Raw genomic sequence first — 23,641 nt, 5'->3', positions numbered from 1 at the left:
CTGTGTCAGACAAGCTGCTTGATCGCATCGCCCAAGCGGAAGCCCTTGCCGCCACCGGCCCCCCACAGCATCCGCCCCTGCCAGGCGGCAAAAATCAGCGCGGCGGTTTCCTTCGCCTTCGCGCTGACATCAAGCCGGGCCGCAATCGCCTGCTCGACCTTGCTGCGCCAATCCTTGGCCTGCTCCACCAGCGCAGGGTCGCGCAAACTCAGCGTCAACAATGCACCCGGATCAATCGGCCCTGTCAGCATTTTCAACAGTCCCGGCACGCCCTTATGCGCTGCTGCATCGGTCGAGGCGGCTTCGACCAAAGCGGAAAGATCTTGCCAAGCCTGAGAAATCGCAGATGAAATCATCGCATTGCAGCTTGAAAACCGCTGCACCAGCGTCGTCGGCGCCAGCCCTGTCGCCGCAGAAACCGCCGAAAAGGTCACGGCCTTTTCGCCACTCTGCAAAAGCAGGGTCAGAACCTGCTGAAAGACATCACGATCCGAGATCAGCTTTGTGCGTGCCATAATCGCAATATGATCGGATGATCAATAATTGCAAGCAATAGGTGAACGGCTATTCATTATCGGCATCGTCCTCCCCGGCCTTGTCGATCCGTTTCACTCCGGCTTGCCGTTTCAGCATCTTGCGGCTTGTCGCGGTCAGCCCGGTTTCCTTCAGCACTTTCAGTTGGCGGTAATGAATGGTGAAGATTTCACGATCTTGCGGCAGCGCATCACCTCGCAGCTTGCCGCCGAGGATAAAGTGTTGTTCTTCCGGCAGAATATTCCACTTTAGCCCCGATTTCTGGATCGCCAGCGGCAGCGAGATCTGGTCAAGATAGGGCCGTTTTCCCGGCACATCGGGATGCGCGTCAATGGTATGCGCCACATCCATCCAGACCTGCGGAAAGCTGCGACCGTCCGGGCTGCGGTGTTGCTCGGGGAAGGTGAACAAACCTGAACTGAAATACGGTATGCGCTGCCGCTCACCGGATTGGCGCATCAGTTTGATGCGCTCTTCTGGAATTGCCATGCCGCAAACGTCGTAAATCAGCTTCCAATCATCGCTTTTGCCCCAGTTCATCGAGGCCGCGGGCGTCAGCGAAACCGCGTTGTCCTGAATGATGTTCTCAACCCGGTTGGGCCGCAAGCATAGGATATCGCTGTCAAAAAATGCCGAGAACTCAGTGTCGCGCGGCTCCATCGTGGCGAGGATCTTGTTGCCATGCGGATAGGCAGGCGAAAACCGCCCGGCCACGGCAAACGGGCGCACTTCGCAGCCCATCCGGCGCAGCACCTCTGTTACGTTGGGCGAGACTTGGTCCAGCTTGATATCTGGGCAATAGCCAACCAAGGCCACCTGATCGCCGAATTGTTCGCGCAGCGACGCCGCCAAAAAGCAGGCCATGACTTCGTAGTCAGGCGGCTCAACAATAAAAAACACAGTCAGTTTCGGGGCCATATACCTGCTCGGACGGGAAAGTTGCGACAATTGGCAAAGATTAATCTGCATCTGCGCGCAAAGTCACGCACTCGCGGCAAATTTAACCCGCAATTCGTTGCCAAAATGGAAACGATTGTCTGCCAAGACACAGTCGCGCGGCGTTTTCTGCATTGGCCTTGCTGGGGGAATCCGGCTTGACCTATGATCGTGGCAAAACCGCGCAACTGTTTCAGGGGTTGCGCAAGGGGCAGGGCAGGGCGTGACGGAGAACAACGATATACAGCCAGCGCAAGCAACTCGGCCAAACGGCGCGGGCGATCTGTGGGGCACCGTCGATTTCCCGCTGAAGCGGCACGTCAGCCCGCATGGTCAGGTCACGGCCGTGTCGATGATGAAGGACGAAGGCGCGTACGTGATCGAATGGGTTGCGCATCACCTTGCCGTCGGATTCTCTGATCTTGTGGTCTATACGAACGATTGTTCGGATGGCACCGATGACATGCTGATCCGGCTGGAGGAACTGGGCCTGTGCCACCACCGCCGCAATGTCATTCCCGAAGGCATCAGGCCGCAGCCCTCGGCGTTGAACTATGCCCAAGACGAACCCGTCGTGCAGCAATCCGATTGGGTGATGGTGTTTGACGCCGACGAATTTCTGTCGATCCGCTATGGCGATGGCACGCTTGACAGCCTGCTTGCAGCCACCAAGGCGCAGGGGGCCAACGGCATTGTGGTGACTTGGCGGATTTTCGGCTCGGGTGGTGTGGTGGACTGGTCCCGCGCACCGGTGACAGAACAATATCTATGGGCAGCCCCGCAAGAATGGAACAAGGGGTGGGGGGTAAAGACCCTGTTCACCTTCAGCGCCGACAAGTGGAAACTGGGTATCCATCGCCCGAAAATGAAGACGAAGTGGCACGAGACTGACTTCCCCGATCAGGTGAAATGGCTGAATGGTTCGGGCCGCGAGATGGAGGATTACTTCAAGTTTCGCGGCTGGCGCTCTATCACCCGCACCGTCGGCTACGATTGGGTGCAGCTTAACCACTACGCCGTGAAGTCGGTTGACAGCTATGCCATTCGCAAGATGCGCGGCAATGTGAACAATAAGGCGGATAAGTACAACTCCGACTATTGGTCGCTGCAAGATCGCAACGAAGTCCGCGATGATACGATGTTGCGCTACACCGATCAGCGCAACCAGATCATCGCGCAATTGCTGCAAGATCCGGTTCTGCACCGCCTGCATCACGCCGCAATCGACCGCGCCGAAGCCCGCCTGGCCGAGTTGCGTCAGACCGAGGCTTATCATCAACTTGTCGCCGATCTTGCCCGCGCATCGGCTGTGCCAATCACGCAGATCGTCGCCAAACCGCCACAAGCACGTGACAAGGAAAAGATCGCGGCCTTGATGTCCGAGGTGGAAAAGCGCCGCGGCGCCAAGGCGAAATCCGAACGCCAGGCGCTTCCGAAAGAGCCTGTCGAAGCCGTGCCGATGGGGTCGTATCAGTCTGGCGACATTAACCTTTCGCAGGATATCGCGGCCGAGGTTTATCCCAATCACAGCATGAAACTGCCGCTCGACGCCCGGATTTTCACCGATGCGGCGCGGGCGCTGATCCAGTCTGGCAAGTTCGAACGCGGCCTTGCGCGCCGGATGCCGCAGGTGCTGGCCGAACAGGCCAAGGTGTTAGAGATTGGCTCTGCCGTCGGATTTCTGGCCGGGCATTGCGCCAACATCCGTCCTGATCTGCGGTTCTATCTGCACGAAGAAAATCCCTCCTTGCGGCAGATGATGGGCGTGGTCAGTGCGCTGAGCCATCGTGCATTTAACGACAGATTTGTGGTGGTTGATCAAAGCTTTGGCGATGATCCAGCAGCCGCGATTTTGGCGATGATCGCCGATGTGCAGCCGGATGCGCTGCTGTTGGCAGACCCGTTGCTTGGCCCCGAAACCCTGCAACTTCTGTTCTCGGCACGTCCCGCTCCATCCCCCGCGCAGATATTCCTCTATGGCCGCTTGCTGGAGCAGCACCATGCCGCGCTGCCCGAGATCGAGGCCTTGCTGGCAAGTTTGGGCTATGTGGCCGATTTCGGATTTGATGCCAATATCGCGCGCGGTTTTCGGCTGCAGCGCGCGTCCGACCAAGACGATAATACTTAACGATTTCCGATGCTGGACAGCCTGACGGCGGTGCGGCATTTTCAAGCAAAACGAAACAAACGAGGCAGTAACCATGTCCACCCCCGTTCGCAGACCCGTCGCCTCGCTTTGGATTGGCGAAAGGCTGCATTATCTCAATCAGCTTTGCCTGCTCAGCCATGTGGCGCATGGCCATCCGACCACGCTTTATTGCACCGACAAGGTGACGAACGTGCCCGATGGCATCATCGTCAAACCCGCCACCGACATCATGGCGATTGACATGGATATCGTGCGGCAGACCTCGGAAAGCTTTCTGTCGAACGTGTTTCGCTACAAGATGATCGAGAAAACCGATGCGATCTGGATTGATTGCGATGCGTTCTGCCACAAACCTTTCCCTGACGAGATGCAGAATATCTATGCAGGTCATGGCTTTAGGGGGGCACTGAACTGCGGTGTCGTCTATATCCCGCCGCAGGGTGCGTTGATCAAGCAACTGCTGGATTACTACGAAAATCTGCCCGACGCGCCGGCATGGTTCAACAAGCAACAGCGCAAACGCATCGAAAAGCAGGACACCAGCCTGCCGCAGGCTGTGCGGATCTACAACGCTGAACGCACCGCTTTTGGCCCGCAGGCCTTCACCTATTTCGCGCAGCAAACTGGCGACTTTGAAAAGGCGCTGACCTCGGATTACCTCTATCCGGTGCCGTTCCAGTTGAATGATGTGTTCTACGACCCCTACGGCCGGGTCGAGGGCCACTTCACCGACAACACCCTGTCTGTGCATCTTTATACCAACGGCACCAAGCCCTATTGGCGCAAGAATCCGCCGCTGCCAAATTCCTACGCCGCGCGGATGTGCGCGCAGATCGGCGTGGACGCATCCAAGGCGCTGGAGGAATGAACGAAGCTGACGAGGCCGATCCGCAGGTCAAGAAGGGCAAAAAGGACAAAGCCGCCAAGCCCTTACCCTCTACCCCCGAGGAGGTAGAGGCGCTGATCCGCCGTCAGAAGCGCAATCAACGCAAGGCCTGGGCCGAAGGCTATATGACGGCGATCACCGCCATGCTGAAACCCGGCGATCTGGTGATGGATTGCGGGGCCAATATGGGCGTCGTCACCACAGTTCTGGCGGCGACTGGCGCGGATGTGTTGGCTTATGAGCCTGATCCCTATGCGTTTTCCGTTCTTGAACAAAAGTTCGCAAATACCCCGAACGTCACCTTGATCAATGCCGCCGTCGGTGTTGGCGCGGGCAGTATTCGCTTGATGCGGGCGGATAATTTTGGCGATAATCCCGATGGGGCTTCGGTCAAAAGCACGATTCTGGATGGGGGGCGACGCATTGATGCCGAAAACGCGGTCGAGGTGACGCTGCTCGATTTTCCAACCCTTGTGCGAGAGCATGTCGCGGCGCGCGGAGAGATCGCTTTCGTCAAGATGGATATCGAGGGCGCCGAGCTGGACATCCTCGAAACTCTGGATCGTGAAGATCTGTTCACAAATATCCGCGCCTTGGTTGCCGAGACACATGAGCGCAAGTTCAAAGACCTGCGTGATCGCTACAAAACCCTGCGCGAAACCGTGGCTGCAAAGTATCCCGCCGGGAAGGTCAATCTCGATTGGATTTGAGCCATCACAGTGATGTAACGATGTCAAAGTGTTAGGCGGATGACAACACAGTGGCAGGATTTCGTGGCGCGTCAGGAAGTGCTGATTGCGCTGCGGTTTTCCTATTTCGGCAGTTCTGGCTGGAAAAGCGATTTCTCAAAGGATCAGGCGCTGCTGTTCGATCAGGATCGGCTGATCATGCGTCTGGGCCTGCTGCAAAGCCTGCCGCTGCCGTCGCTTGGCGCGCAAACCGATCAGAATTTTCACCTGATGATCTTGTCCAGCTATGCCATGCCGCGCTGGGCGCAGCGCAGTCTGGCCGAAGCCTGCGCCGAGGCTTTGCCCAAGGAGCGTTACACGATCCTGCCCCGCCGCGCCGGTATCGCGCACCGCCACTTGGCGCAGTTCATCGCCGCGCGCTACCCGGATCACGCCTCTGTGCTGCAAACGGTGCTGGATGATGACGACGGCTTTTCCACCGATCTGATCGCCAGAATGCGGGCCGAGATGGCGCAACTGCCGCCCCTCAATACCCCCGATGATCTGCGCTTTGTCTCGTTCAGCCGGGGCTATGGCCTTGATCTGTCATCGAAAGATGCCGAAACCTATGCGCTGTATCACCACCGCTATCCCTTCATCAATCTGGGGCTTGCCATGGCGGGCGCGCGGGCTGGCAGCAATATCCTGCAAATCCGTCACCGCAAAAGCCCGCTGAACCATCCGCACCGTCTGGTCGGCGGTCAACCGATGTTCGTGCGTTCGGTGCATGAGGCGAATGATTCACGCGTTGAAGTCACCACGAAATGGCGCGCTGTGCCGGATTGGCGTCAGGATGCCGATATGCGCGCGCGCTTTCCCTATCTGCCGCAGCTATGATTTTGCGGGCTTGAATGGGGCCATCCCGGCCCGTGCCAACTCATCCGCGCGCTCATTTTCAGCGTGCCCGGCATGGCCCTTGATCCAGCGCCAGATCACCTTGTGCTTGGCCTGCGCCGCGTCAAGCCGTTGCCACAGATCAACATTTTTCACCGGATCCTTGCCCGAGGTCTTCCAGCCATTGCGCTTCCAGCCGTGAATCCACTCGGTCACACCGTTTTTCACATAGGCGCTGTCGGTCACGATGGTCAGTTCGGAAACCCGCGTCAAAGCTTCCAGCGCCGAGATCGCAGCCAGCAGTTCCATCCGGTTGTTGGTGGTATGCGCCTCGCCGCCTGACAGCGTGCGCTCTTTCACCACCTGTCCGCCCTCACGCGCCAGCATCAAGACGCCCCAGCCCCCGGGGCCGGGGTTGCCCGAACAGGCACCATCGGTATAGGCAAAAAGCTCTGGCATGGGGTCGTCCGATCAGATCAAGGCGGCTTTACGCATAAAGCCCCACGGCCAGACATGCCAGCACCCCGGCCGACAAAATCAGCCGCAAACGCATCCACCAAGCCGGTGCGAGACCCTTGCGCCAGAAATGCCAGTCAAGCCCCAGCAGGCCCAGAAACCCCGCAACCAGCGCCAACAGACCCGACTGCGCATCGCCCATTGTGGTGAAAAACGCCCATAGCGCGGGCAGCACCGACAGCCCATAACCCACGGCGGCCTGCGTGCCTTCGGCCTTCGTGCTGAAGCCCCACAGCACGCCCGACATGAACGCCAGAATGATGATGCCATAATGCAGCATCAGCCGTTGCTCGAACCCCGCCAGAACCGCCGACTGTCCGGTCAGCGCCGACCCAGCAGCGCCCACAAACGGGATCAGCCCGGCCAAACCCAGCCACAACGCCGCGCGCGGAATAGCACTCATACCGCCTCACGCAGGATGCGGGGCACTTTGAACTCGATATTCTCCTGTGCGGTTTCAACCAGTTCCACCCGCGTCTCAAACCGCGCGCGGAAGGCGTCTATCACCTCGTTCACCAACACTTCCGGTGCCGAAGCCCCCGCCGTGACACCCACCGCAGTCGCACCTTCCAGCGCGCGCCAGTCAATCTCGGTCGCCCGTTGCACCAGTTGCGCATAAGAACACCCGGCCGAGCGTCCAACCTCCACCAACCGGCGCGAGTTCGACGAATTCGGCGCACCAATCACCAACAGCGCATCAATCTTGCCCGCAATCGCCTTCACCGCCGCCTGCCGGTTGGTAGTGGCATAGCAAATGTCTTCCTTGTGCGGCCCCACGATCGCCGGAAACCGCGCCTGCAACGCCGCCACGATCCCCGCCGTATCATCGACCGAAAGCGTGGTCTGGGTGATATAGGCCAGCCGCCCCGGATCACGCACCACCAGCCCCGCCACATCCTCGGCGGTTTCCACCAGCAGCACTTCGCCTTCAGGCAATTGTCCCATGGTGCCAATGGTTTCGGGGTGGCCCTGATGGCCGATCATCACCATCTGCAACCCCGCCTCGGAATGTCGTTGCGCCTCGTTATGCACTTTCGTGACCAATGGGCAGGTGGCATCCACCGCGATCATCGCCCGCGCCTCTGCCGCCGCAGGCACAGATTTCGGCACGCCATGCGCCGAGAAGATCACCGGGCGATCCACGGGGCATTCGTCCAGTTCCTCAACAAAAACAGCCCCTTGCGCACGCAGAGCATCGACGACGAATTTGTTGTGCACGATCTCGTGGCGCACATAGACCGGCGCGCCCCATTTTTGCAGCGCAAGTTCAACGATCTTGATGGCACGGTCCACGCCCGCACAAAACCCGCGCGGGGCGGCCAGATAAAGCGTCAGCGGTGGCAGGGCAGGGGGCGGCAGGGTCATGGCGGCTCTCATGTTTCGCACAAGACCTAAGGCCAAGGCCGGGTCTCGTCTAGTCTTGGGCGTCAAAGTAATAGGGGCCAGCGGCCAATTCACGCAGATGCACAGCCATTGCCGCCGCCTCTGCCGCATCGGCGAACGCCCGCAATGGCACCACAATCGCGGTTGAAAAGTTCAACACAAAGAGATGCGTCGGTGTTTGCAGCACCTGCCCGATCAATTCGGGTGACAGATAGGCGCATTCCAGCGTCAGAATATCGGTGCCTGCAACACAATCCACCCATTCCTCAAACTCGGCTTGCACTGGCACAGGCACCATCCGCCGCGCGCGCCCCTGCTGCCACAGGTTCAACCCCGCCAGCACCAACACCCACTGCACCACCATCACGCCGCCAAACACCGCCCAGTTGCGCCACGTCCCCGCGGCGCCCTGCACCGCATCCGGCAGCAACCCGAACACGACACCGCCCAGCATAAACCACGCCCCCAGCGCCCATTTCGCCCAACCCGACCATTCCCGCCGCAAGCGCAGATAGGCCAAGGCATCGGCGCGCGTCAGCGTATAGGTCCAGCGCTGCAACAACCCGCCATCGAAATCGCGGCTTGGCCGCAAAGCGAAAGCCGAGGCAGTTTCCTGCCCCGGCTTTTCATGCAGATCAGAAGTCTGGGGAACTTCCGTCACTTACTTCACATCAACCGCCACTTCGTCACGCTCAAGCCGGGGCTCGCGCGGCGGGCGACCGATCACGTCACGCAATTCGTCCAATTCGATGAAATTGTCAGCCTGACGGCGCAATTCATCCGCAATCATCGGCGGTTGGCTGCGGATGGTCGACACCACCGAAACCCGCACGCCCTGACGTTGCAGGCTTTCCACCAGCGGGCGGAAATCGCCGTCGCCCGAGAAAATCACCACATGATCCACGCGCGGCGCCAGTTCCATCGCATCGACCGTCAGCTCGATGTCCATGTTGCCCTTGACCTTCCGGCGGCCTTGGCTGTCGGTGTATTCCTTGGCCGGTTTCGTGACCATGGTGAAGCCGTTGTAGTTCAGCCAATCGACCAGCGGGCGGATCGGCGAGTATTCGTCGTTTTCCAGCAGTGCGGTGTAGTAAAACGCCCGCAGCAACTTGCCGCGACGCATGAACTCTTGACGGAGCAACTTGTAATCGATGTCAAACCCAAGTGCCTTGGCGGCAGCGTAAAGATTTGAACCATCAATGAACAGCGCAAGCCGTTCGTCCTTGTAAAACATAAGTCTTCCCCTCGAAAACAAATCGCCAATCGCGCTATCGTGAGTGGTCTACCTAATGTAGATGGACGGCGGCGATGAAGTTTGAATAGCAGGGTCGCGCGCCGACGAGCAAGCCAATCTGTTGTGAGGATAACAGCAACCATGTCTACAGAAAAGCACGCTCTGGTTGCGTTTGGCGCAAACCTGAATTTTTGCGACTTGTCGCCAAAATCAACAATTCTTGCCGCTATAGCGGAACTTGGCCGGGTGGGGTTGCCCGTCGTCAAGCTGAGCAACCTGTATCAAACGCCATGTTTTCCCGCTGGGGCAGGGCCGGATTACGTGAATGCCGCAGCCGTGGTGACGTTGCGTCATTTCAGCGCCGCCGCCGACATATTAGCTTGTTTGCATACGGTAGAGGCCAAATTCGGACGCGAGCGTGTGCAGCGCTGGGGGATGCGCAGCCTTGATATTGATCTGTTGGCGATAGGCGAATCAGTGTTGCCTGATCGTGAGACCTATCTCAAATGGAAGAATCTTCCCGCCGAAGATCAACGCCGCCTTGCACCTGATCAGTTGATCCTGCCGCATCCCCGTCTGGCCGAGCGGGCTTTCGTGCTGGTGCCGCTGCACGACGTAGCGCCAGATTGGCGGCATCCGCTCAGTGGTCTGACCGTCACGCAAATGCTGGCAGCCCTTCCCGCCCAAGACCGCGCCGAAGTCGTGCCGCTGCCATCCGCAGACTGACCCCGGCCATCCGTTCCTTGATTATCCGCTTGTCAAGCCTTGGCATCGCGCCTAAATAGGCAACTTCAAAGCCCCCACCCCTACTGGAGTCTTTCATGGCCCGCGTGACGGTTGAAGATTGCGTTGACAAGGTTCCGAACCGGTTCGAACTTGTCCTGCTTGCGGCCCATCGGGCACGCGAAATCCAGTCCGGCTCTGCCGCGACGGTGGATCGTGACAACGACAAGAACCCGGTGGTGGCCTTGCGCGAAATCGCCGAGGAAACCCAACTGGCAGATTCCTTGCGCGAACGCATGATCGAAGGTCATCAGACCCAGATCGAAGTGGACGAGCCGGAAGAAGATCAGATGGCTCTGCTGATGTCGGGCGAAATTGATCGTCCGATGCAGGATGACATGTCGGAAGAAAAACTGCTGCGCGCCCTCATGGAAGCGCAAGGCGAATTGTAAGGCTGGGCGAGCTGTAATTACGGGGTTTCCCGAAATGCGGGGCGGTGATGATTGACGTTGAAGACCTCATCGCCCTTGTCAAAAACTACAATCCCCGCTGCAATTCCGAACTGATCCGCCGGGCCTATGCCTATGGCGCGGCGATGCACGATGGCCAGATGCGCAAATCGGGTGAGCCGTATTTCACTCATCCCGTCGCCGTCGCAGCCATCCTTACCGAACAGCAACTCGATGATGCCACCATCATCACGGCACTGCTGCACGACACCATCGAAGACACCAAATCCACCTATGCCGAGGTCGCCAAACTGTTTGGCGAGGAGGTGGCCGAACTGGTCGATGGCGTCACCAAGCTGACCAACCTGCAACTGTCCAACACCGAATCGCAGCAGGCGGAAAACTTTCGCAAGCTGTTCATGGCGATGTCGAAAGACCTGCGGGTGATCTTGGTCAAGCTGGCCGACCGTCTGCACAACATGCGCACCATCAAGTCGATGAAGCCGGAAAAGCAGGCGCAAAAGGCCCGCGAGACCATGGAAATCTATGCGCCGCTTGCGGGTCGCATGGGTATGCAATGGATGCGCGAAGAACTGGAAGACCTGTCCTTCCGCGTGCTGAACCCCGAGGCGCGTAATTCCATCATCCGCCGTTTCCTGACCCTGCAACGCGAATCCGGCGATGTGGTGCATCAGATCACCGCCGACATCCGCGCCGTGCTGGAAAAGGTGCAGATCGACGCCGATGTTTATGGCCGCGCCAAAAAACCCTATTCGATCTGGCGCAAGATGCAGGAAAAAGACCTCGCATTTTCCCGCCTGTCCGACATCTACGGCTTTCGCGTCATCTGCGCTTCTGTCGCCGATTGCTACCGTATTCTCGGCGTGATCCACCAACGCTGGCGCGCGGTGCCGGGGCGGTTCAAAGACTATCTCAGCCAGCCGAAATCCAACGGCTACCGCTCGATCCACACAACGGTGTCTGGTCGCGACGGCAAGCGGGTCGAGGTGCAGATCCGCACCCGTGAGATGCACGAAGTCGCCGAAGCCGGTGTGGCCGCGCACTGGTCTTACCGCGAAGGCGTGCGCGCCAAGAACCCCTTCGCCGTCGATCCCGCCAAATGGATCGCCGCGATGACCGAACGTCTGGACGAGGGCGATCACGACGAATTTCTGGAAAACGTCAAGCTTGAGATGTATTCCGATCAGGTGTTCTGCTTCACCCCCAAGGGCGATGTGGTGCAACTGCCGCGCGGGGCCACGCCGCTGGATTACGCCTATTCCATCCACACCCGCATCGGCAATTCCTGCGTTTCCGCCAAGATCGACGGCATCCGCGTGCCGCTGTGGACACGGCTGAAAAACGGCCAATCGGTTGAGATCATCACCGCCGAAGGCCAGCGCCCGCAGGCCTCATGGATCGACATTGTCACCACGGGCCGCGCCAAGGCGGCGATTCGCAAATCGCTGCGCGAAGAAGATCGCGGCCGTTTTGTGCGTCTGGGACAGGAACTTGCCCGCGCAGCCTTTGAACATGTTGGCAAAAAAGCCACAGATAAGGCCCTGCGCACTGCCGCCAAAATGCTGGGTCTGCCCGATGAGATGGATCTGCTGGCAGCCCTCGGCTCGGCAGAACTGACCGCCCGCAAGGTTGTTGAAACCCTCTATCCCGAACTGGTCCAGCACAGCCCGGACGAGGTTGAATCCGCCCGCGCTGTCATCGGTATGCCCGATGATCAGACCTTCCGCCGCGCCCCCTGCTGCCAGCCTTTGCCGGGCGAGCGCATCGTCGGGATCACCTATCGCGGCCAAGGTGTGTTGATCCACGCGATTGATTGCCCCGCGCTGGAAGAGTTTGAAGAACAGCCCAACCGCTGGGTTGATCTGCAATGGCACGCGGGCCGCCATGCCCCCGTCAACACCGTTGCGCTGGATGTTGCCATATCCAACGACGCGGGCGTTTTGGGCCGGGTCTGCACCTTGATTGGCGAGCAGAAAGCCAACATATCCGATCTGCGGTTCACAGAACGTAAACCGGATTTTTACAGACTTATCATTGACGTGGACTTGCGCGACGTTGAACACTTGCACATGGTGATGACGGCCCTCGAGGCTGAAACCGATGTCGCACAAGTGTCGCGGCATCGTGATATGACACGCAAGCCCTGACGGATTATCCGCAGGGCAGCACGCCTTCTGGGCAGAAAGGAAGCGGGGCCGCTTTATGGTATTCAAACGACGGCAACCGCTGGGATGGGGCGCTTGGCTGCGCGAGATGGTCTACCCGAAAGGGGGCTTCAAACGCGCGACCCGCTACGTCATCCACCGGATGAGCAGACTGCCCGACGATCCCCACCGCATCGCGCGCGGCGTCTTTGCGGGGTTCCTCGTGGGCTTTCTGCCGCTGCCGGGTCTGCAATTCGTCGCCGCTTGGGCTGCCGCACGCCTTGTGCGCGGCAACCTGCTGGCGGCTTTGCTGGGCACGTTCAACACCAATCCCGTCACCACACCGTTCTTCGCGGTGTTTGCCATGTCCTTTGGTCATTGGATCATGGGTGTTCCGGGCAAGCTTAGCTTTGAGGCGATCATCGACGCCTTCTCTGTGGCTGGCGCCGATCTGTGGCGCAACATCGTCGCCCTGTTCACCCCGGCCACGATGCATTGGGGCGGTTTGATCCGCTTCTGGCACGAGATTTATGTGCCCTATTTCATCGGCGCTTTGCTGCCTGGTCTGGTGATTTCGGCCATCGCCTATTACGTCACCATCCCCTTGGTGCAGACCTATCAAAAGGCCCGCGCCGCCAAGGCCGATGATCGCCGCGAGCGCAGGCATCGCCTGAAACTCGCGGTCGCTGATGCCAAGAACCGCCTGCTGCACCGCACCGACAAAGACGGCGAAAGCCGTCCCGCCGGGGATGACACGGGGGCAGGTGCAAACTAAGGTTTGCGCGCTATAATCTGATCAAACGGGTAAAGGACAACGGCGATGGCACCTCTCGCGCGGCAACGGCTTGGCATCAACATTGATCACGTCGCCACCGTGCGCAACGCCCGTGGGTCGGCCTGGCCCGATCCGTTGCGCGCGGCGCTTCTGGCCGAAGCTGCTGGGGCCGATGGCATCACCGCCCATCTGCGCGAAGACCGCCGCCACATCCGCGATGCCGATATGGAGGCGATTGCGGCAGGCATCGGCATCCCGCTGAACTTCGAATGCGCCGCCACCGATGAGATGGCCGCGATCATTCTGCGCCTGAAACCACATGCCGTCTGCCTCGTGCCGGAAAACCGCGCCGAACGCACCACCGAGGGCGGTCTGGATGTCGCCTCCGACGCCAACCGCCTGACGCATTTCATCACCCCGCTGCGCGAGGCCGGTTGCCGCGTGTCTATGTTCGTCGGCCACGACCTCCGCCAACTCGAAGCCTCCGCCCGCATCGGTGCCGCCGTGGTCGAGTTGCACACCGGCCACTACTCCGACCTGCACGCCGAGGGCCGCATCGCCGAGGCCGAGGCCGAACTGGAAGCCCTGCGCAAGGGCGCCGCCTTCGCCCACAGCCTTGGGCTCGAAGTCCACGCGGGCCACGGCCTCACCTACGACAACGTCACCCCCATCGCCGCGATCCCCGAAATCGCCGAACTCAACATCGGCCATTTCCTGATCGGCGAGGCGATCTACCGCGGCCTCGGCCCCGCGATTGAGGAAATGCGCCGCCTGATGGACGCCGCCCGCGAAAGCGTCGCGTGATGCGGCGCGGGCTTGCCGATCTGGTCGCAATGGCAGCTCTGGCACTGGGCGCGCAGGCGGCGAGTGCCCAAACCGTGCAGCCCTGCGACGATGCCCGCAGCAATGCCTGGAACATCGCCGAACCGTGGGAGGCCAACAGCCGCCTGTTCGCCAAAGGCGCCGTGCGGCTTGCGCTGATCGACACGATCGAACCTGCCGCCGCCGCCTTTCACCTGCTGATCCTCTCCCCACCCTATGACGAACTCGGCGGGCGGCAATGTCGCGTTGTCTCGCTGGATGGGGCCACCGGCTTTGCTGGCCTTGATCTGGCCGCCGCCACTGCCGCCTACGATCGCGCCACGGGCCTGACCTTCGCCCTTCCGGCGCAGCGCTACCTGCCCGACACCGCCGATTTCGCCGCCGCGACCCTGCACGTCACCCTCAACCAAAGCACCGGCGCGATTGCCGCCAGTCTGGATTGATCCATGATCCTCGGCATCGGCTCTGACCTGTGCAATATCGAGCGGATCGAGGCCACTCTCGCCCGCCACGGCGACCGTTTCCGCAACCGCGTTTTCACTGAACGCGAGCAGAAAAAGGCCGAATCCCGCCCCCGCGCCGTCGCCGCCACCTATGCCAAGCGCTGGGCCGCGAAAGAGGCTTGCTCCAAAGCCCTCGGCACCGGCCTGCGCATGGGGATTTCGTGGAAAGACATGGCGGTGTCCAACCTGCGCACCGGCCAACCCGTGATGCACCTGACCGGCTGGGCGGCCGAGCGCTTGGCCCAGATGACCCCGCCCGATCATCACGCCATCGTTCACGTCACTTTGACCGACGATCACCCGTGGGCGCAGGCCTATGTCGTGATCGAGGCCCGCCCCGGCCCCGCGCCAACTTGACTCGGCAGCGCGCGGCGCGCATGTAGCGCAGACCAAAAAACCGCGCCGTGCGTGGAAAATCTGAAGAAAGACGAAGATCATGGCGAAATCTGAAGGCGGCATTGTCGAGACGGTAAAAACCGTGGTCTATGCCCTGCTGATCGCGGGCGCATTCCGCACCCTGTTCTTCCAGCCGTTCTGGATTCCGTCGGAATCGATGAAAGACACCCTGCTGGTCGGCGATTTCGTCTTCGTCAACAAGATGGCCTATGGCTATTCGAAATACTCCTGCCCCTTCGGCCTCTGCCCAATCTCGGGCCGCATCTTCGCCTCTGATCCCCAGCGCGGCGATGTCGTGGTGTTCCGCCATCCGGTCAACGGTTCAGATTTCGTCAAGCGTCTGATCGGCCTGCCGGGCGACAAGATTCAGGTGAAAGACGGCCTGCTCTACATCAACGGCGCAGTCGCACCGCAAGTGCCCGATGGCACGTTCGAAGAAGTGATGGAGCCGCAAGGCCCAATGAAATCCCGCCCGCGCTGCTCGAACGGCACCGTCGGTGATGGTGCGATCTGCCAGAAAGAACGCTTCCGCGAGACCCTGCCGAACGGCGTCGTGCATGATGTGATGAACATCGAAAACGATGGCTACGCCGACAACACCGATGTGTTCACCGTGCCGGAAGGCGAATACTTCTTCATGGGCGACAACCGCGACAACAGCCAGGACAGCCGCTTTTCGCAGGCCGTCGGCGGTGTCGGCTTTGTTCCCGCCGAAAACCTGATCGGCCGCGCCGACCGCATCATCTTCTCCTCCGCCGGTGCCTCGATGCTCTACTTCTGGACCTGGCGCGCCGACCGCTTCTTCAAGGCGGTGGAGTGAGGCTCGCCGCCGATCTCAAGGCCTTCGAGGCGCGCATTGGGCATCAGTTTCGCACGCCCGAACTGTTGTTGCGCGCCGTCACCCATGCCTCAATCTCGTCGGCCACCCGCCCCGACAACCAGCGTCTTGAATTCCTTGGCGACCGTGTGCTGGGCCTTGTGATGGCCGAGGCGCTGCTGGGTGCCGATACCGCCGCGTCCGAAGGCCAACTCGCCCCGCGTTTCAACGCGCTTGTCCGCAAAGAGGCCTGCGCCGAAGTCGCCCGCGAAGTGGGCCTTGGCGATGTGCTGAAACTGGGCCGCTCGGAAATGCTGTCAGGTGGCCGCCGCAAAGAGGCGCTCTTGGGTGACGCGATGGAGGCGGTGATTGCAGCCGTGTACCAAGACGGCGGTTTCGACGCCGCCCGCGCGCTGATACTGCGCCTATGGGGCGCGCGCATCGGTGCCGTTGAACAAGATGCCCGCGACCCCAAAACCGCGCTGCAAGAATGGGCGCAAGCCCGCGCCATGCCGCCGCCCGTCTATAGCGAACAGGGCCGTTCTGGCCCAGACCACCAGCCGATCTTCACCGTCGAGGTAAAGCTGGCCAATGGCGAGGCCGAATGCGCCCGCGCCGGATCGAAACGTGTGGCCGAACAAGCCGCAGCCCGCGCCCTGCTGGCCCGGATGGAGAATTCTGATGACTGAAGACAGCAAACTCACCGGACGGATGCCCGATGCCCCCGGCACTCGCGCGGGCTTTGTGGCGCTGATTGGCGAACCCAATGCTGGCAAATCCACCCTGCTCAACCGCATGGTGGGGGCAAAGGTTTCCATCGTGACGCACAAGGTGCAAACCACCCGCACCCGCATCCGCGGCGTGGCGATGGAAGGTGTGGCGCAGATCGTGTTCGTCGACACCCCCGGCCTGTTCCGCCCGCGCCGCCGTCTGGACCGCGCCATGGTCAAGGCTGCTTGGGGCGGCGCTGCCGATGCCGATGTCATCGTGTTGCTGATCGAAGCCAACCGGGGGCTGACCGAAGGTGTTCAAACCATCATCGACCGCATGAAAGACCAGATCCCGCAGGGTCAGCCGGTGGCTTTGGCGATCAACAAGATCGACAAGGTCAAGGCCGAGGTGCTGCTGGCCCTGGCCGAAAAGATGAACGAAGCGTTTGCCTTTGCGAAAACCTTCATGATCTCGGCCGAAAAAGGCTATGGCGTCAAAGACCTGCGCGAATGGCTGGGCGAGCAGATCCCCGATGGCCCATGGTTCTACCCCGAAGACCAGATCGCCGATCTGCCGATGCGGATGATCGCCGCCGAGATGACCCGCGAAAAGCTGACGCTGCGGCTGCACGAAGAACTGCCCTATCAGTTGACCGTCGAGACCGAGAAATGGGAAGACAAGCCGGACGGCTCCACCCGCATCGACCAGATCATCTATGTGTCCCGCGATGGCCACAAAGGCATCGTGCTGGGCAACAAGGGTGAGACGATCAAAAGCATCGGCCAAGCTTCGCGCGCCGACATTTCGGAGTTTCTGGGCCGCACTGTGCATCTGTTCCTGCAAGTGAAAGTGCGCGAAAACTGGCAGGACGAGCCAGAGCGTTATTCCGAAATGGGTCTGGATTTCAAAGACGGCGAGGCCTGAGGCCCCCGAAATTTGCGCTAAATTCCGGCGGGTTCTGAACCGGCGCGTTGGTGGTTGTGTCGAAGCCTCCGGCGGGGATATTTGGGCAGAGAGGATGACCATGACCGCGCGCCTCACCTCTGATCTTTGGGTTTCGGCTTATCTGACCCGTCTGCGGCTGGCGGATATCCCGGTTTACGTCACCGCCAAGGGCGATCCGACGGCGGGGGCGGTGTTGGTGAAGGTCGCGCTGCTGAACGGTCAGGCCCGCGCCTATCAGCGCAGTTTTGATCTGCTGGCGGATGCCCGCGTCTGGGTGGTGTTGGTCGAGGGGCTAGAGGCCGAGGTCGATGCCGTGATCGCCCGCCAGCGCAGCCGCGACCGCGATCTGTGGGTGATCGAGATGGAAGACCGTCAGGGCCGCACCCTGCTTGATCAGTCGGGATTGCGCGACTGAAGCATGCGCGACTGCAAGATACGGGCCAGCGCCGCCACCGCGCAGCACAGCAGCCCGACCGCCAGCAACAGCAGCGCCAGATTCCGCGCCACATGGCCCCAGCCCAAGGCATCAGCATTCAGAAACCCATAGGCCCAACTGCCGGTCTGCGCCCCCCGGATCAGCGCGTAGCTGACATATATCGCGGGCCAGATCAGCCATTGCGGCACATCCCGCCAGCGCACCGCCTTCGGCGCAAAGGCCAGCCACCACAGCGCATAACCTGCGGGCATCACGGTATGCAGCCCCAGATCGGCCCACCAACCAAGGCCCTCGGTGGGAAACTGGTTGCCCAGCAAAGCGTGATAAATGATCCCCACCGTCGCAATCGCCACCAGCAGCCCGGCGGCACGGGCAGCCGAAATCTGCCAGCCCTTGGTGATCGCCAGCAGATGCACCACCAGCAGGGCATTGGTCAGAATGGTGAAATACCCCGCCATCGCCCAAAGCCGATCCACCGCCAGCGCCACCCCGGTCAGCGCGTCAAACTGCGCACGCAGCGCAGCAAGGCCGACAACGGCAAGGGCAAATGCGGTCAGGCGCGTAAAGATCTGGCGGGCAAACATGCCTGCAATCTGCGGATATTTGATCAAATGGCAAGGCTTGCCCTGCGGTGACGCTGCGTCGATACTGCGGGCATGGAATGGCGCGATCAGGGGGCGGTGATTTCGGTGCGCCCGCAGGGCGAAACTTCGGCGATTGTCGAGGTGTTCACCCATGCGCATGGTCGGCACGCCGGGGTTGTGCGCGGCGGAGCCTCGCGTCGCATGGCGGCGGTGTTGCAGCCGGGCAGCCAAGTGGATGTCGTCTGGCAGGCGCGGCTTTCCGAACAGATCGGCAGCTTCAAGGTCGAACCCCTGCGCAGCCGTGCCGGGGTGCTGGCCGACCGGCTGAACCTTGCGGGCCTGAACGCCATCTGCGCCATGCTGCGTGCCGCCTTGCCCGACCGCGAGCCGCATCCCGCCCTTTACGCCCGCTCGATCGCATTGCTGGATGCGCTGCAAACCCCCGGCTGGCCGCCCGATTACCTGCGGTGGGAGTTGCATCTGCTGGAGGAACTCGGTTTCGCCCTTGATCTGACCCAATGCGCCATCACCGGCAGCCGCGAAGACCTCGCCTATGTCAGCCCCAAGACCGGGCGCGCGGTAAACCGCGATGCGGCGGGCGATTGGGCAGGGCGGCTGCTGCCCTTGCCGCAGGTGTTGCTGGGGCAGGGGCCCGCCAGCCCGGTAGAGATCGCCCAAGGCCTTGCGCTGACAGGGCATTTCCTGCACCGCGCGCTAGAGCCCACCCTGAACGGCAAGCCCTTGCCCGAGGCGCGTGCCCGTTTGCTGGCCATTATGGCGAAAAACAGCGCAAACCAAGAATAGTCGCGGACAGCCTAACTGCCGTCGCGCACAGCACAGACCCCATCCCCCAAGCCAAGCCAAAGTGCCGCATGGCCCTGCGGTATCAGTCACTGGAGTTGAAACACTCCGCCAACCCGAAACTTCAGCACTTCGCCTTGCTTGCTGGGCTAGAGGCTGCGGTGCGCGGCACGCTGATCTCCACCATTCCAATCGCGGTTTATGACGCTTTCGGCTCGGCGCAGAACCTGTCCACGGTTTACCTGACGGCGGGGGTGATCACGCTGTTCTGGGGCCTGCTGGTGCCGCGCCTGACGCAGATCTGGCCGCGCCGCTGGGTCTATTCGGCGGGCTGCGTGCTGTATCTGATCTCGATGGTGCTGTTCATCCTTGGCACGCAATGGTCGGTGCAACTGGGCATCCTGATCATGTCGATGGCCACCGTCACCTGTTTTGTCTGTTTCAACGCCTATGTGCTGGATTATGTGCCGCGCGCCGATCTGGGCCGCACGCAAAGCCTGCAAATGGTCTATGCCGCAGCCCCATGGGCGATTGGCCCGATGAGCGGCGTTTATATGCGGGCACTCTGGGCGCCTTTGCCGTTCATCGTGGCGGCGGTGTTCGCGGTGGTTCTGTTCGGGGTGTTCTGGTATCTGCGGCTGGGCTCGGGCAAGCAGATCACCCGCGCCAAAGGCCCCGCCGTCAATCCGCTGGCCTATCTGGGCCGCTTTTTCCGCCAACCGCGTCTGATCGCGGGCTGGCTGTTTGCGGTGATCCGCTCCTGCGGCTGGTGGGTCTATGTCGTCTATGTTCCGGTGTTCTGCATCGAGACCGGCTTGGGCGACAAACTCGGCGGCTTCATGCTGTCGGTCTCTAACGCCACGCTGCTGCTGTCGCCGTTCATGGCGTCATGGGTGCGCAAACGCTCGGTCCGCATCGCGCTGCGCTTGGCGCTGGCCTATTGCGCCATCCTGTTCTGTGCCGCCACCATCGCCGCCCCGGTACCATGGATCACCATCGCCTGCCTGTTCTTGGGGTCGTTCGGGCTGGTGATGCTGGATGTTTCGGGCGGCCTGCCGTTCATGATGTCAGTCAAACCGTCCGAGCGGGCCGAGATGGCCGCCGTTTACTCCAGCTTCCGCGATGTGTCGGGCATCGCCACCCCTGGCATGGCGTGGCTGGTGCTGTGGGTCGCCCCGCTGAACTTCATCTTCGCGGCTTCGGGTCTGGCCTTTGCCGCTGCCTATGTCATCGCGGGCGGGCTGCATCCCCGCCTTGGCATTCTGCGCCCATCCCGCGGCAGACCTTAGCGGACCACAACATGTTGTGGAAAGGGGCAGAATAGCCCGAGAATTCCACAAGTCATTCCCAGATGGGAAGCCTTGCACCCTGGGCGGATCGCCCTTCACATCCGACATTCTGGCGAAGGCCATCGCCTTCGCCATGCGGTGCAGGTGCCGCTGAAACCGCCGGGTCTCAAAGGCCCGGCCAGCGCGCGACGCAGCCATGGCTGGCGCTTCTCGCCCGCCGGGTCGGGCACTGGCCTCAGGGGGTTTCTTGCTGAGCCGACTACAGGGTGAGGCCGCGCACACGGGCGGGGAAACGCGATGCGTTTCCTGTTTCCGCCCAGAGCTTGCTGCACCCAACCGCGTGAATATCGCCCCGGCCTAATCCAGCAACCGCCGCGCAATCACCTGCGCCTGAATCTCTGCCGCCCCTTCGAAGATGTTCAGAATCCGCGCATCGCACAGGATACGGCTGATCTGATATTCCAGCGCAAAGCCGTTGCCGCCATGGATCTGCAACGCATTATCCGCCGCAGCCCAAGCCACCCGCGCGCCCAGCAGCTTGGCCATCCCCGCCTCCAGATCGCAGCGCTTGCCATGATCCTTAGCCCAAGCCGAGTGATAGGTCAGCTGCCGCGTGATCATCACCTCAACCGCCATCATCGCCAGCTTCCCCGCCACCCGCGGAAACGCGATCAGCGATTTGCCGAACTGCTTGCGATCAATCGCATACTGCATCCCGACTTCCAGCGCATTCTGCGCCACGCCAATCGCCCGCGCCGCCGTCTGGATGCGCGCACTCTCAAACGTCTGCATCAACTGCTTGAAGCCTTGCCCCGGCACCCCGCCCAACAGGTTCTCGGATTTCACCTTGAAGCCATCAAACGCCAGCTCGTATTCCTTCATGCCGCGATAGCCCAAAACCTCAATCTCGCCGCCAGTCATCCCCGGCGTTGGGAAAGGCTCGGCATCGGTCCCCGGCACCTTCTCCGCCAGAAACATCGACAGCCCGCGATAATCCGTCGTCTCAGGATCGGTACGCGCCAGCAGCGTCATCACATGGGTGCGCGCCGCATGGGTGATCCAGGTCTTGTTGCCCGTCACCTCCCAGCCCTCCGGCCCCTCAACTGCGCGGGTGCGCAAAGACCCCAGATCGCTGCCGGTATTCGGTTCGGTGAACACCGCCGTCGGCAAAATCTCTCCGCTGGCCAGCTTCGGCAACCACTGCGCCTTTTGCGCATCGGTACCGCCACACAGGATCAACTCGGCCGCAATCTCGCTGCGGGTCCCCAGCGACCCCACACCAATATAGCCGCGCGACAACTCCTCAGACACCACCACCATCGAGGCCTTCGACAAGCCAAAACCGCCGAATTCCTCAGGAATCGTCAGCCCGAACACCCCCATCTCGGCCAACGCCTCGATAATCTCCATCGGGATCAACTCATCGCGCAAATGCCAGCCATGCGCCTGCGGAGCCACCTTTTCATCCGCAAACCGGCGAAACTGGTCGCGGATCATCTCCAACTCATCATCCAGCCCGCTGGCCCCAAAGGTCGCGCGCCCCTGATTGTCCTGCATCAGCGCCACCAGCCGCATCCGCGCCGCAGGCGTATTGCCATCAGCCATCAACAGACCAGCCGCAGCCCCCGGAGCCGCCTCAATCCCCAGATCCCCCAACCGCGCCATCTCGCCCTGCGACATCGGGATGCCGCCGTAGATCTGGCTCAGATATTCGCCAAAGCCGATCTGCAGGATCAGCCCCTCCATCTCGCCAAACCGCCCATCCGCCTGCAACCGCCCCGCCCAAGCCCGCAACTGCCGCAAGGCTTCCGTATAGGTCGCAAGCCACGACAGGCTATGCGCCGCAAACTGCTGCTGTTCCATAGCGCTGGCCGAGACTTTGCCCGCCACCGTCACCCGCTCGCGCAGCGCCGCCCGCCCGCGCTCAAACAGCGCCTCAACCTCGGGAACCGCTTTGGCCGTCAACCCCAGCAGATCGGCCATCACACCATAGTTCTGATCCAAAGCCATCCCGTCCTCGCACATGCTGCATCTGCAAAATGACTAATCTCTTCGCATTCGCAGCGCAATAATAATTCGCATGAGTGTGACCATAAGACCGAAAATGTCGCATCGGATTTTCGGGATGCGCACCGCTTCTGGCTGCCTTAGACAGGGCTCGCAAGGGAGAGTGCAGATGGAATACATACTGGCTGGGCTGACCCCGCACGCCTTCGCGGCAGCGCTTGCCATCACCTGCTTTGCGGGTTTCGTCAAAGGCGCGGTGGGCTTTGCCATGCCGATGATCATGATTTCCGCCTTTTCCAGCTTCCTGCCGCCCGAAACCGCCCTCGCAGGACTGATCCTGCCCACGCTGATCTCAAACCTGAGCCAAGCCTTCCGCCACGGCCTCGCCCCCGCTTGGCAAACCGCCGTCACCTATCGCCGGATGCTGATCGCCACCGTGATCTTCATCCTGATCTCGGCGCAATTCGTCCGGGTGATTCCGCAAGACCTGTTCCTGCTGCTGCTGGGCATGCCGATCACCGCCTTCGCGGCCCTGCAACTGGCCGGGGTCGGACTGGCCTTGCGGTTGGAACACCGCGCCCGCGCCGAATGGATTCTGGGGGCGATTGGTGGGCTTTACGGCGGCCTCTCGGGCGTCTGGGGCCCGCCCTTGCTGGTTTACCTGCTGTCGATCAAGGCCGACAAACTCGAAACCGTCCGCGTGCAAGGCGTGGTGTTTCTGATCGGTGCGTCCGTATTGCTGGCGGCCCATCTGCACTCGGGCGTAATGACACCCAGCCGAACGGCGTTTTCCGCCGCCCTCGTCGTGCCCGCCATGATCGGTCAAAGCCTCGGCGTCGCCATCCAAGACCGCCTCGATCAATCGAAATTCCGCCGCTGGACGCAAATCTTGCTGGTGCTGACCGGCCTCAACCTGATGCGCCGCGCTTTGGGCCTCTGATCCCTAAACCTTAGCTAAAATTTGCCTTCATCTTGGCAAAAATACTCTGCCGGGTGCGCAGAAGTTTGCTACGAAGTA

Annotated in this window: 27 protein-coding genes; 18 read left to right on the top strand and 9 right to left on the bottom strand. The window is 61.2% G+C overall.

Annotated features, from left to right (window positions below; genetic code table 11):
* Positions 1-5 precede the first annotated feature (5 nt).
* Together ACFOGH_RS17585 and ACFOGH_RS17580 are read right to left on the bottom strand one after the other, a co-directional pair.
* A complete protein-coding gene (locus tag ACFOGH_RS17585) occupies positions 6-515 on the bottom strand; it encodes a transcriptional regulator (protein WP_380074472.1) in 510 nt (169 codons plus the stop codon).
* Between the two features lie 49 nt (positions 516-564).
* Positions 565-1,434, bottom strand: coding sequence for a hypothetical protein (locus ACFOGH_RS17580; RefSeq protein WP_380074471.1), 870 nt, complete (start codon positions 1,432-1,434; stop codon positions 565-567).
* Positions 1,435-1,693: 259 nt separating this feature from the next.
* On the opposite strand from ACFOGH_RS17580, the gene ACFOGH_RS17575 reads away from it, so the two are divergent.
* The 4 genes from ACFOGH_RS17575 (at position 1,694) to ACFOGH_RS17560 (ending at position 6,070) form a co-directional block, all read left to right on the top strand.
* Positions 1,694-3,598, top strand: a complete 1,905-nt coding sequence (locus tag ACFOGH_RS17575) for a glycosyltransferase family 2 protein (RefSeq protein ID WP_380074470.1) — start codon at positions 1,694-1,696, stop codon at positions 3,596-3,598.
* A 73-nt stretch (positions 3,599-3,671) separates the two neighbouring features.
* Entirely contained in the window at positions 3,672-4,487 is an 816-nt protein-coding gene (locus ACFOGH_RS17570) for a hypothetical protein (RefSeq protein WP_380074469.1), read from the top strand.
* Entirely contained in the window at positions 4,484-5,215 is a 732-nt protein-coding gene (locus tag ACFOGH_RS17565) for an FkbM family methyltransferase (RefSeq protein WP_380074468.1), read from the top strand. The genes ACFOGH_RS17570 and ACFOGH_RS17565 overlap by 4 nt, the downstream gene beginning before the upstream one ends.
* A 39-nt stretch (positions 5,216-5,254) precedes the next feature.
* Positions 5,255-6,070 carry a glycosyltransferase gene (locus tag ACFOGH_RS17560; protein ID WP_380074466.1) on the top strand — a complete coding sequence of 272 codons (816 nt, stop codon included), beginning with the start codon at positions 5,255-5,257 and terminating at the stop codon, positions 6,068-6,070.
* Here the strand turns inward: ACFOGH_RS17560 and rnhA are convergent.
* From rnhA to ACFOGH_RS17535, 5 genes are read right to left on the bottom strand one after another with little or no spacing between them, the layout of a single operon-like run.
* Complete coding sequence (gene rnhA / locus ACFOGH_RS17555; protein ID WP_380074465.1) at positions 6,065-6,526, bottom strand: ribonuclease HI; 462 nt, start codon at positions 6,524-6,526, stop codon at positions 6,065-6,067. The two genes, ACFOGH_RS17560 and rnhA, sit on opposite strands and share 6 nt — an antisense overlap.
* A gap of 28 nt (positions 6,527-6,554) precedes the next feature.
* On the bottom strand, positions 6,555-6,986 hold the full coding sequence (locus tag ACFOGH_RS17550) for a DUF3429 domain-containing protein (protein WP_380074464.1): 432 nt from the start codon (positions 6,984-6,986) through the stop codon (positions 6,555-6,557).
* On the bottom strand, positions 6,983-7,948 hold the full coding sequence (gene ispH / locus ACFOGH_RS17545; protein ID WP_380074463.1) for a 4-hydroxy-3-methylbut-2-enyl diphosphate reductase: 966 nt from the start codon (positions 7,946-7,948) through the stop codon (positions 6,983-6,985). The genes ACFOGH_RS17550 and ispH overlap by 4 nt, the downstream gene beginning before the upstream one ends.
* 49 nt (positions 7,949-7,997) lie before the next feature.
* Positions 7,998-8,627, bottom strand: coding sequence for a hypothetical protein (locus tag ACFOGH_RS17540; protein WP_380074462.1), 630 nt, complete (start codon positions 8,625-8,627; stop codon positions 7,998-8,000).
* The gene (locus ACFOGH_RS17535; RefSeq protein ID WP_380074461.1) at positions 8,628-9,200 is read right to left on the bottom strand and encodes a LabA-like NYN domain-containing protein; all 573 of its coding nucleotides are present in this window, start codon (positions 9,198-9,200) and stop codon (positions 8,628-8,630) included.
* Between the two features lie 141 nt (positions 9,201-9,341).
* On the opposite strand from ACFOGH_RS17535, the gene folK reads away from it, so the two are divergent.
* The 11 genes from folK (at position 9,342) to ACFOGH_RS17480 (ending at position 17,921) form a co-directional block, all read left to right on the top strand.
* Positions 9,342-9,926: a 2-amino-4-hydroxy-6-hydroxymethyldihydropteridine diphosphokinase gene (folK, locus tag ACFOGH_RS17530; protein ID WP_380074460.1), complete on the top strand. Its 585-nt coding sequence runs from the start codon at positions 9,342-9,344 to the stop codon at positions 9,924-9,926.
* A gap of 95 nt (positions 9,927-10,021) precedes the next feature.
* Complete coding sequence (gene rpoZ / locus ACFOGH_RS17525) at positions 10,022-10,375, top strand: DNA-directed RNA polymerase subunit omega (RefSeq protein ID WP_380074459.1); 354 nt, start codon at positions 10,022-10,024, stop codon at positions 10,373-10,375.
* A gap of 47 nt (positions 10,376-10,422) precedes the next feature.
* Positions 10,423-12,540, top strand: a complete 2,118-nt coding sequence (locus ACFOGH_RS17520) for a RelA/SpoT family protein (RefSeq protein ID WP_380074458.1) — start codon at positions 10,423-10,425, stop codon at positions 12,538-12,540.
* Positions 12,541-12,595: 55 nt separating this feature from the next.
* Complete coding sequence (locus ACFOGH_RS17515; protein ID WP_380074457.1) at positions 12,596-13,312, top strand: DUF2062 domain-containing protein; 717 nt, start codon at positions 12,596-12,598, stop codon at positions 13,310-13,312.
* Between the two features lie 45 nt (positions 13,313-13,357).
* Positions 13,358-14,116 (top strand): pyridoxine 5'-phosphate synthase, encoded by a 759-nt coding sequence (locus tag ACFOGH_RS17510; RefSeq protein WP_380074456.1) that lies wholly within the window; start codon positions 13,358-13,360, stop codon positions 14,114-14,116.
* Positions 14,116-14,577 (top strand): hypothetical protein, encoded by a 462-nt coding sequence (locus ACFOGH_RS17505; protein ID WP_380074455.1) that lies wholly within the window; start codon positions 14,116-14,118, stop codon positions 14,575-14,577. Before ACFOGH_RS17510 ends, ACFOGH_RS17505 begins: the two co-directional genes overlap by 1 nt.
* Before the next feature lie 3 nt (positions 14,578-14,580).
* Positions 14,581-14,994, top strand: a complete 414-nt coding sequence (gene acpS, locus ACFOGH_RS17500; protein ID WP_380074454.1) for a holo-ACP synthase — start codon at positions 14,581-14,583, stop codon at positions 14,992-14,994.
* Between the two features lie 79 nt (positions 14,995-15,073).
* Positions 15,074-15,853, top strand: a complete 780-nt coding sequence (gene lepB / locus ACFOGH_RS17495; RefSeq protein WP_380074453.1) for a signal peptidase I — start codon at positions 15,074-15,076, stop codon at positions 15,851-15,853.
* The gene (gene rnc / locus ACFOGH_RS17490; RefSeq protein WP_380074452.1) at positions 15,850-16,539 is read left to right on the top strand and encodes a ribonuclease III; all 690 of its coding nucleotides are present in this window, start codon (positions 15,850-15,852) and stop codon (positions 16,537-16,539) included. The genes lepB and rnc overlap by 4 nt, the downstream gene beginning before the upstream one ends.
* Positions 16,532-17,485, top strand: a complete 954-nt coding sequence (gene era / locus ACFOGH_RS17485) for a GTPase Era (protein ID WP_380074451.1) — start codon at positions 16,532-16,534, stop codon at positions 17,483-17,485. Before rnc ends, era begins: the two co-directional genes overlap by 8 nt.
* Positions 17,486-17,585: 100 nt before the next feature.
* Positions 17,586-17,921 (top strand): DUF1491 family protein, encoded by a 336-nt coding sequence (locus ACFOGH_RS17480; protein WP_380074450.1) that lies wholly within the window; start codon positions 17,586-17,588, stop codon positions 17,919-17,921.
* Here ACFOGH_RS17480 and ACFOGH_RS17475 read toward each other — a convergent pair.
* Positions 17,900-18,526 (bottom strand): Pr6Pr family membrane protein, encoded by a 627-nt coding sequence (locus ACFOGH_RS17475; RefSeq protein ID WP_380074449.1) that lies wholly within the window; start codon positions 18,524-18,526, stop codon positions 17,900-17,902. The genes ACFOGH_RS17480 and ACFOGH_RS17475 overlap by 22 nt on opposite strands.
* A gap of 72 nt (positions 18,527-18,598) precedes the next feature.
* Between ACFOGH_RS17475 and recO the strand changes: the two genes are divergently transcribed.
* The gene (gene recO, locus ACFOGH_RS17470; protein WP_380074448.1) at positions 18,599-19,330 is read left to right on the top strand and encodes a DNA repair protein RecO; all 732 of its coding nucleotides are present in this window, start codon (positions 18,599-18,601) and stop codon (positions 19,328-19,330) included.
* Positions 19,331-19,398: 68 nt separating this feature from the next.
* Entirely contained in the window at positions 19,399-20,616 is a 1,218-nt protein-coding gene (locus ACFOGH_RS17465; RefSeq protein WP_380074447.1) for an MFS transporter, read from the top strand.
* 357 nt (positions 20,617-20,973) lie between these two features.
* Here the strand turns inward: ACFOGH_RS17465 and ACFOGH_RS17460 are convergent, their stop codons facing one another.
* Positions 20,974-22,641, bottom strand: a complete 1,668-nt coding sequence (locus tag ACFOGH_RS17460) for an acyl-CoA dehydrogenase family protein (RefSeq protein ID WP_380074446.1) — start codon at positions 22,639-22,641, stop codon at positions 20,974-20,976.
* Between the two features lie 151 nt (positions 22,642-22,792).
* On the opposite strand from ACFOGH_RS17460, the gene ACFOGH_RS17455 reads away from it, so the two are divergent.
* Positions 22,793-23,563 carry a sulfite exporter TauE/SafE family protein gene (locus ACFOGH_RS17455; RefSeq protein ID WP_380074445.1) on the top strand — a complete coding sequence of 257 codons (771 nt, stop codon included), beginning with the start codon at positions 22,793-22,795 and terminating at the stop codon, positions 23,561-23,563.
* Positions 23,564-23,641: the final 78 nt, after the last annotated feature.

Origin of the sequence: Cypionkella sinensis, from assembly GCF_042646385.1 — a bacterium.
Lineage (GTDB): Bacteria > Pseudomonadota > Alphaproteobacteria > Rhodobacterales > Rhodobacteraceae > Cypionkella > Cypionkella sinensis.
Note: the sequence above shows the minus strand (reverse complement) of the source record. Positions and strands in the feature narration are given on the sequence as shown.

What these genes read in the sequence shown, in the direction of transcription:
- ACFOGH_RS17585 (WP_380074472.1), bottom strand. Translation starts at nt 515, where the DNA reads ATGGCACGCACAAAGCTGATCTCGGATCGTGATGTCTTTCAGCAGGTT.
- ACFOGH_RS17570 (WP_380074469.1), top strand. Translation starts at nt 3,672, where the DNA reads ATGTCCACCCCCGTTCGCAGACCCGTCGCCTCGCTTTGGATTGGCGAA.
- ACFOGH_RS17565 (WP_380074468.1), top strand. Translation starts at nt 4,484, where the DNA reads ATGAACGAAGCTGACGAGGCCGATCCGCAGGTCAAGAAGGGCAAAAAG.
- ACFOGH_RS17560 (WP_380074466.1), top strand. Translation starts at nt 5,255, where the DNA reads ATGACAACACAGTGGCAGGATTTCGTGGCGCGTCAGGAAGTGCTGATT.
- rnhA (WP_380074465.1), bottom strand. Translation starts at nt 6,526, where the DNA reads ATGCCAGAGCTTTTTGCCTATACCGATGGTGCCTGTTCGGGCAACCCC.
- ACFOGH_RS17550 (WP_380074464.1), bottom strand. Translation starts at nt 6,986, where the DNA reads ATGAGTGCTATTCCGCGCGCGGCGTTGTGGCTGGGTTTGGCCGGGCTG.
- ispH (WP_380074463.1), bottom strand. Translation starts at nt 7,948, where the DNA reads ATGACCCTGCCGCCCCCTGCCCTGCCACCGCTGACGCTTTATCTGGCC.
- ACFOGH_RS17535 (WP_380074461.1), bottom strand. Translation starts at nt 9,200, where the DNA reads ATGTTTTACAAGGACGAACGGCTTGCGCTGTTCATTGATGGTTCAAAT.
- folK (WP_380074460.1), top strand. Translation starts at nt 9,342, where the DNA reads ATGTCTACAGAAAAGCACGCTCTGGTTGCGTTTGGCGCAAACCTGAAT.
- rpoZ (WP_380074459.1), top strand. Translation starts at nt 10,022, where the DNA reads ATGGCCCGCGTGACGGTTGAAGATTGCGTTGACAAGGTTCCGAACCGG.
- ACFOGH_RS17520 (WP_380074458.1), top strand. Translation starts at nt 10,423, where the DNA reads ATGATTGACGTTGAAGACCTCATCGCCCTTGTCAAAAACTACAATCCC.
- ACFOGH_RS17515 (WP_380074457.1), top strand. Translation starts at nt 12,596, where the DNA reads ATGGTATTCAAACGACGGCAACCGCTGGGATGGGGCGCTTGGCTGCGC.
- ACFOGH_RS17510 (WP_380074456.1), top strand. Translation starts at nt 13,358, where the DNA reads ATGGCACCTCTCGCGCGGCAACGGCTTGGCATCAACATTGATCACGTC.
- ACFOGH_RS17505 (WP_380074455.1), top strand. Translation starts at nt 14,116, where the DNA reads ATGCGGCGCGGGCTTGCCGATCTGGTCGCAATGGCAGCTCTGGCACTG.
- acpS (WP_380074454.1), top strand. Translation starts at nt 14,581, where the DNA reads ATGATCCTCGGCATCGGCTCTGACCTGTGCAATATCGAGCGGATCGAG.
- lepB (WP_380074453.1), top strand. Translation starts at nt 15,074, where the DNA reads ATGGCGAAATCTGAAGGCGGCATTGTCGAGACGGTAAAAACCGTGGTC.
- era (WP_380074451.1), top strand. Translation starts at nt 16,532, where the DNA reads ATGACTGAAGACAGCAAACTCACCGGACGGATGCCCGATGCCCCCGGC.
- ACFOGH_RS17480 (WP_380074450.1), top strand. Translation starts at nt 17,586, where the DNA reads ATGACCGCGCGCCTCACCTCTGATCTTTGGGTTTCGGCTTATCTGACC.
- ACFOGH_RS17475 (WP_380074449.1), bottom strand. Translation starts at nt 18,526, where the DNA reads ATGTTTGCCCGCCAGATCTTTACGCGCCTGACCGCATTTGCCCTTGCC.
- recO (WP_380074448.1), top strand. Translation starts at nt 18,599, where the DNA reads ATGGAATGGCGCGATCAGGGGGCGGTGATTTCGGTGCGCCCGCAGGGC.
- ACFOGH_RS17465 (WP_380074447.1), top strand. Translation starts at nt 19,399, where the DNA reads ATGGCCCTGCGGTATCAGTCACTGGAGTTGAAACACTCCGCCAACCCG.
- ACFOGH_RS17460 (WP_380074446.1), bottom strand. Translation starts at nt 22,641, where the DNA reads ATGTGCGAGGACGGGATGGCTTTGGATCAGAACTATGGTGTGATGGCC.
- ACFOGH_RS17455 (WP_380074445.1), top strand. Translation starts at nt 22,793, where the DNA reads ATGGAATACATACTGGCTGGGCTGACCCCGCACGCCTTCGCGGCAGCG.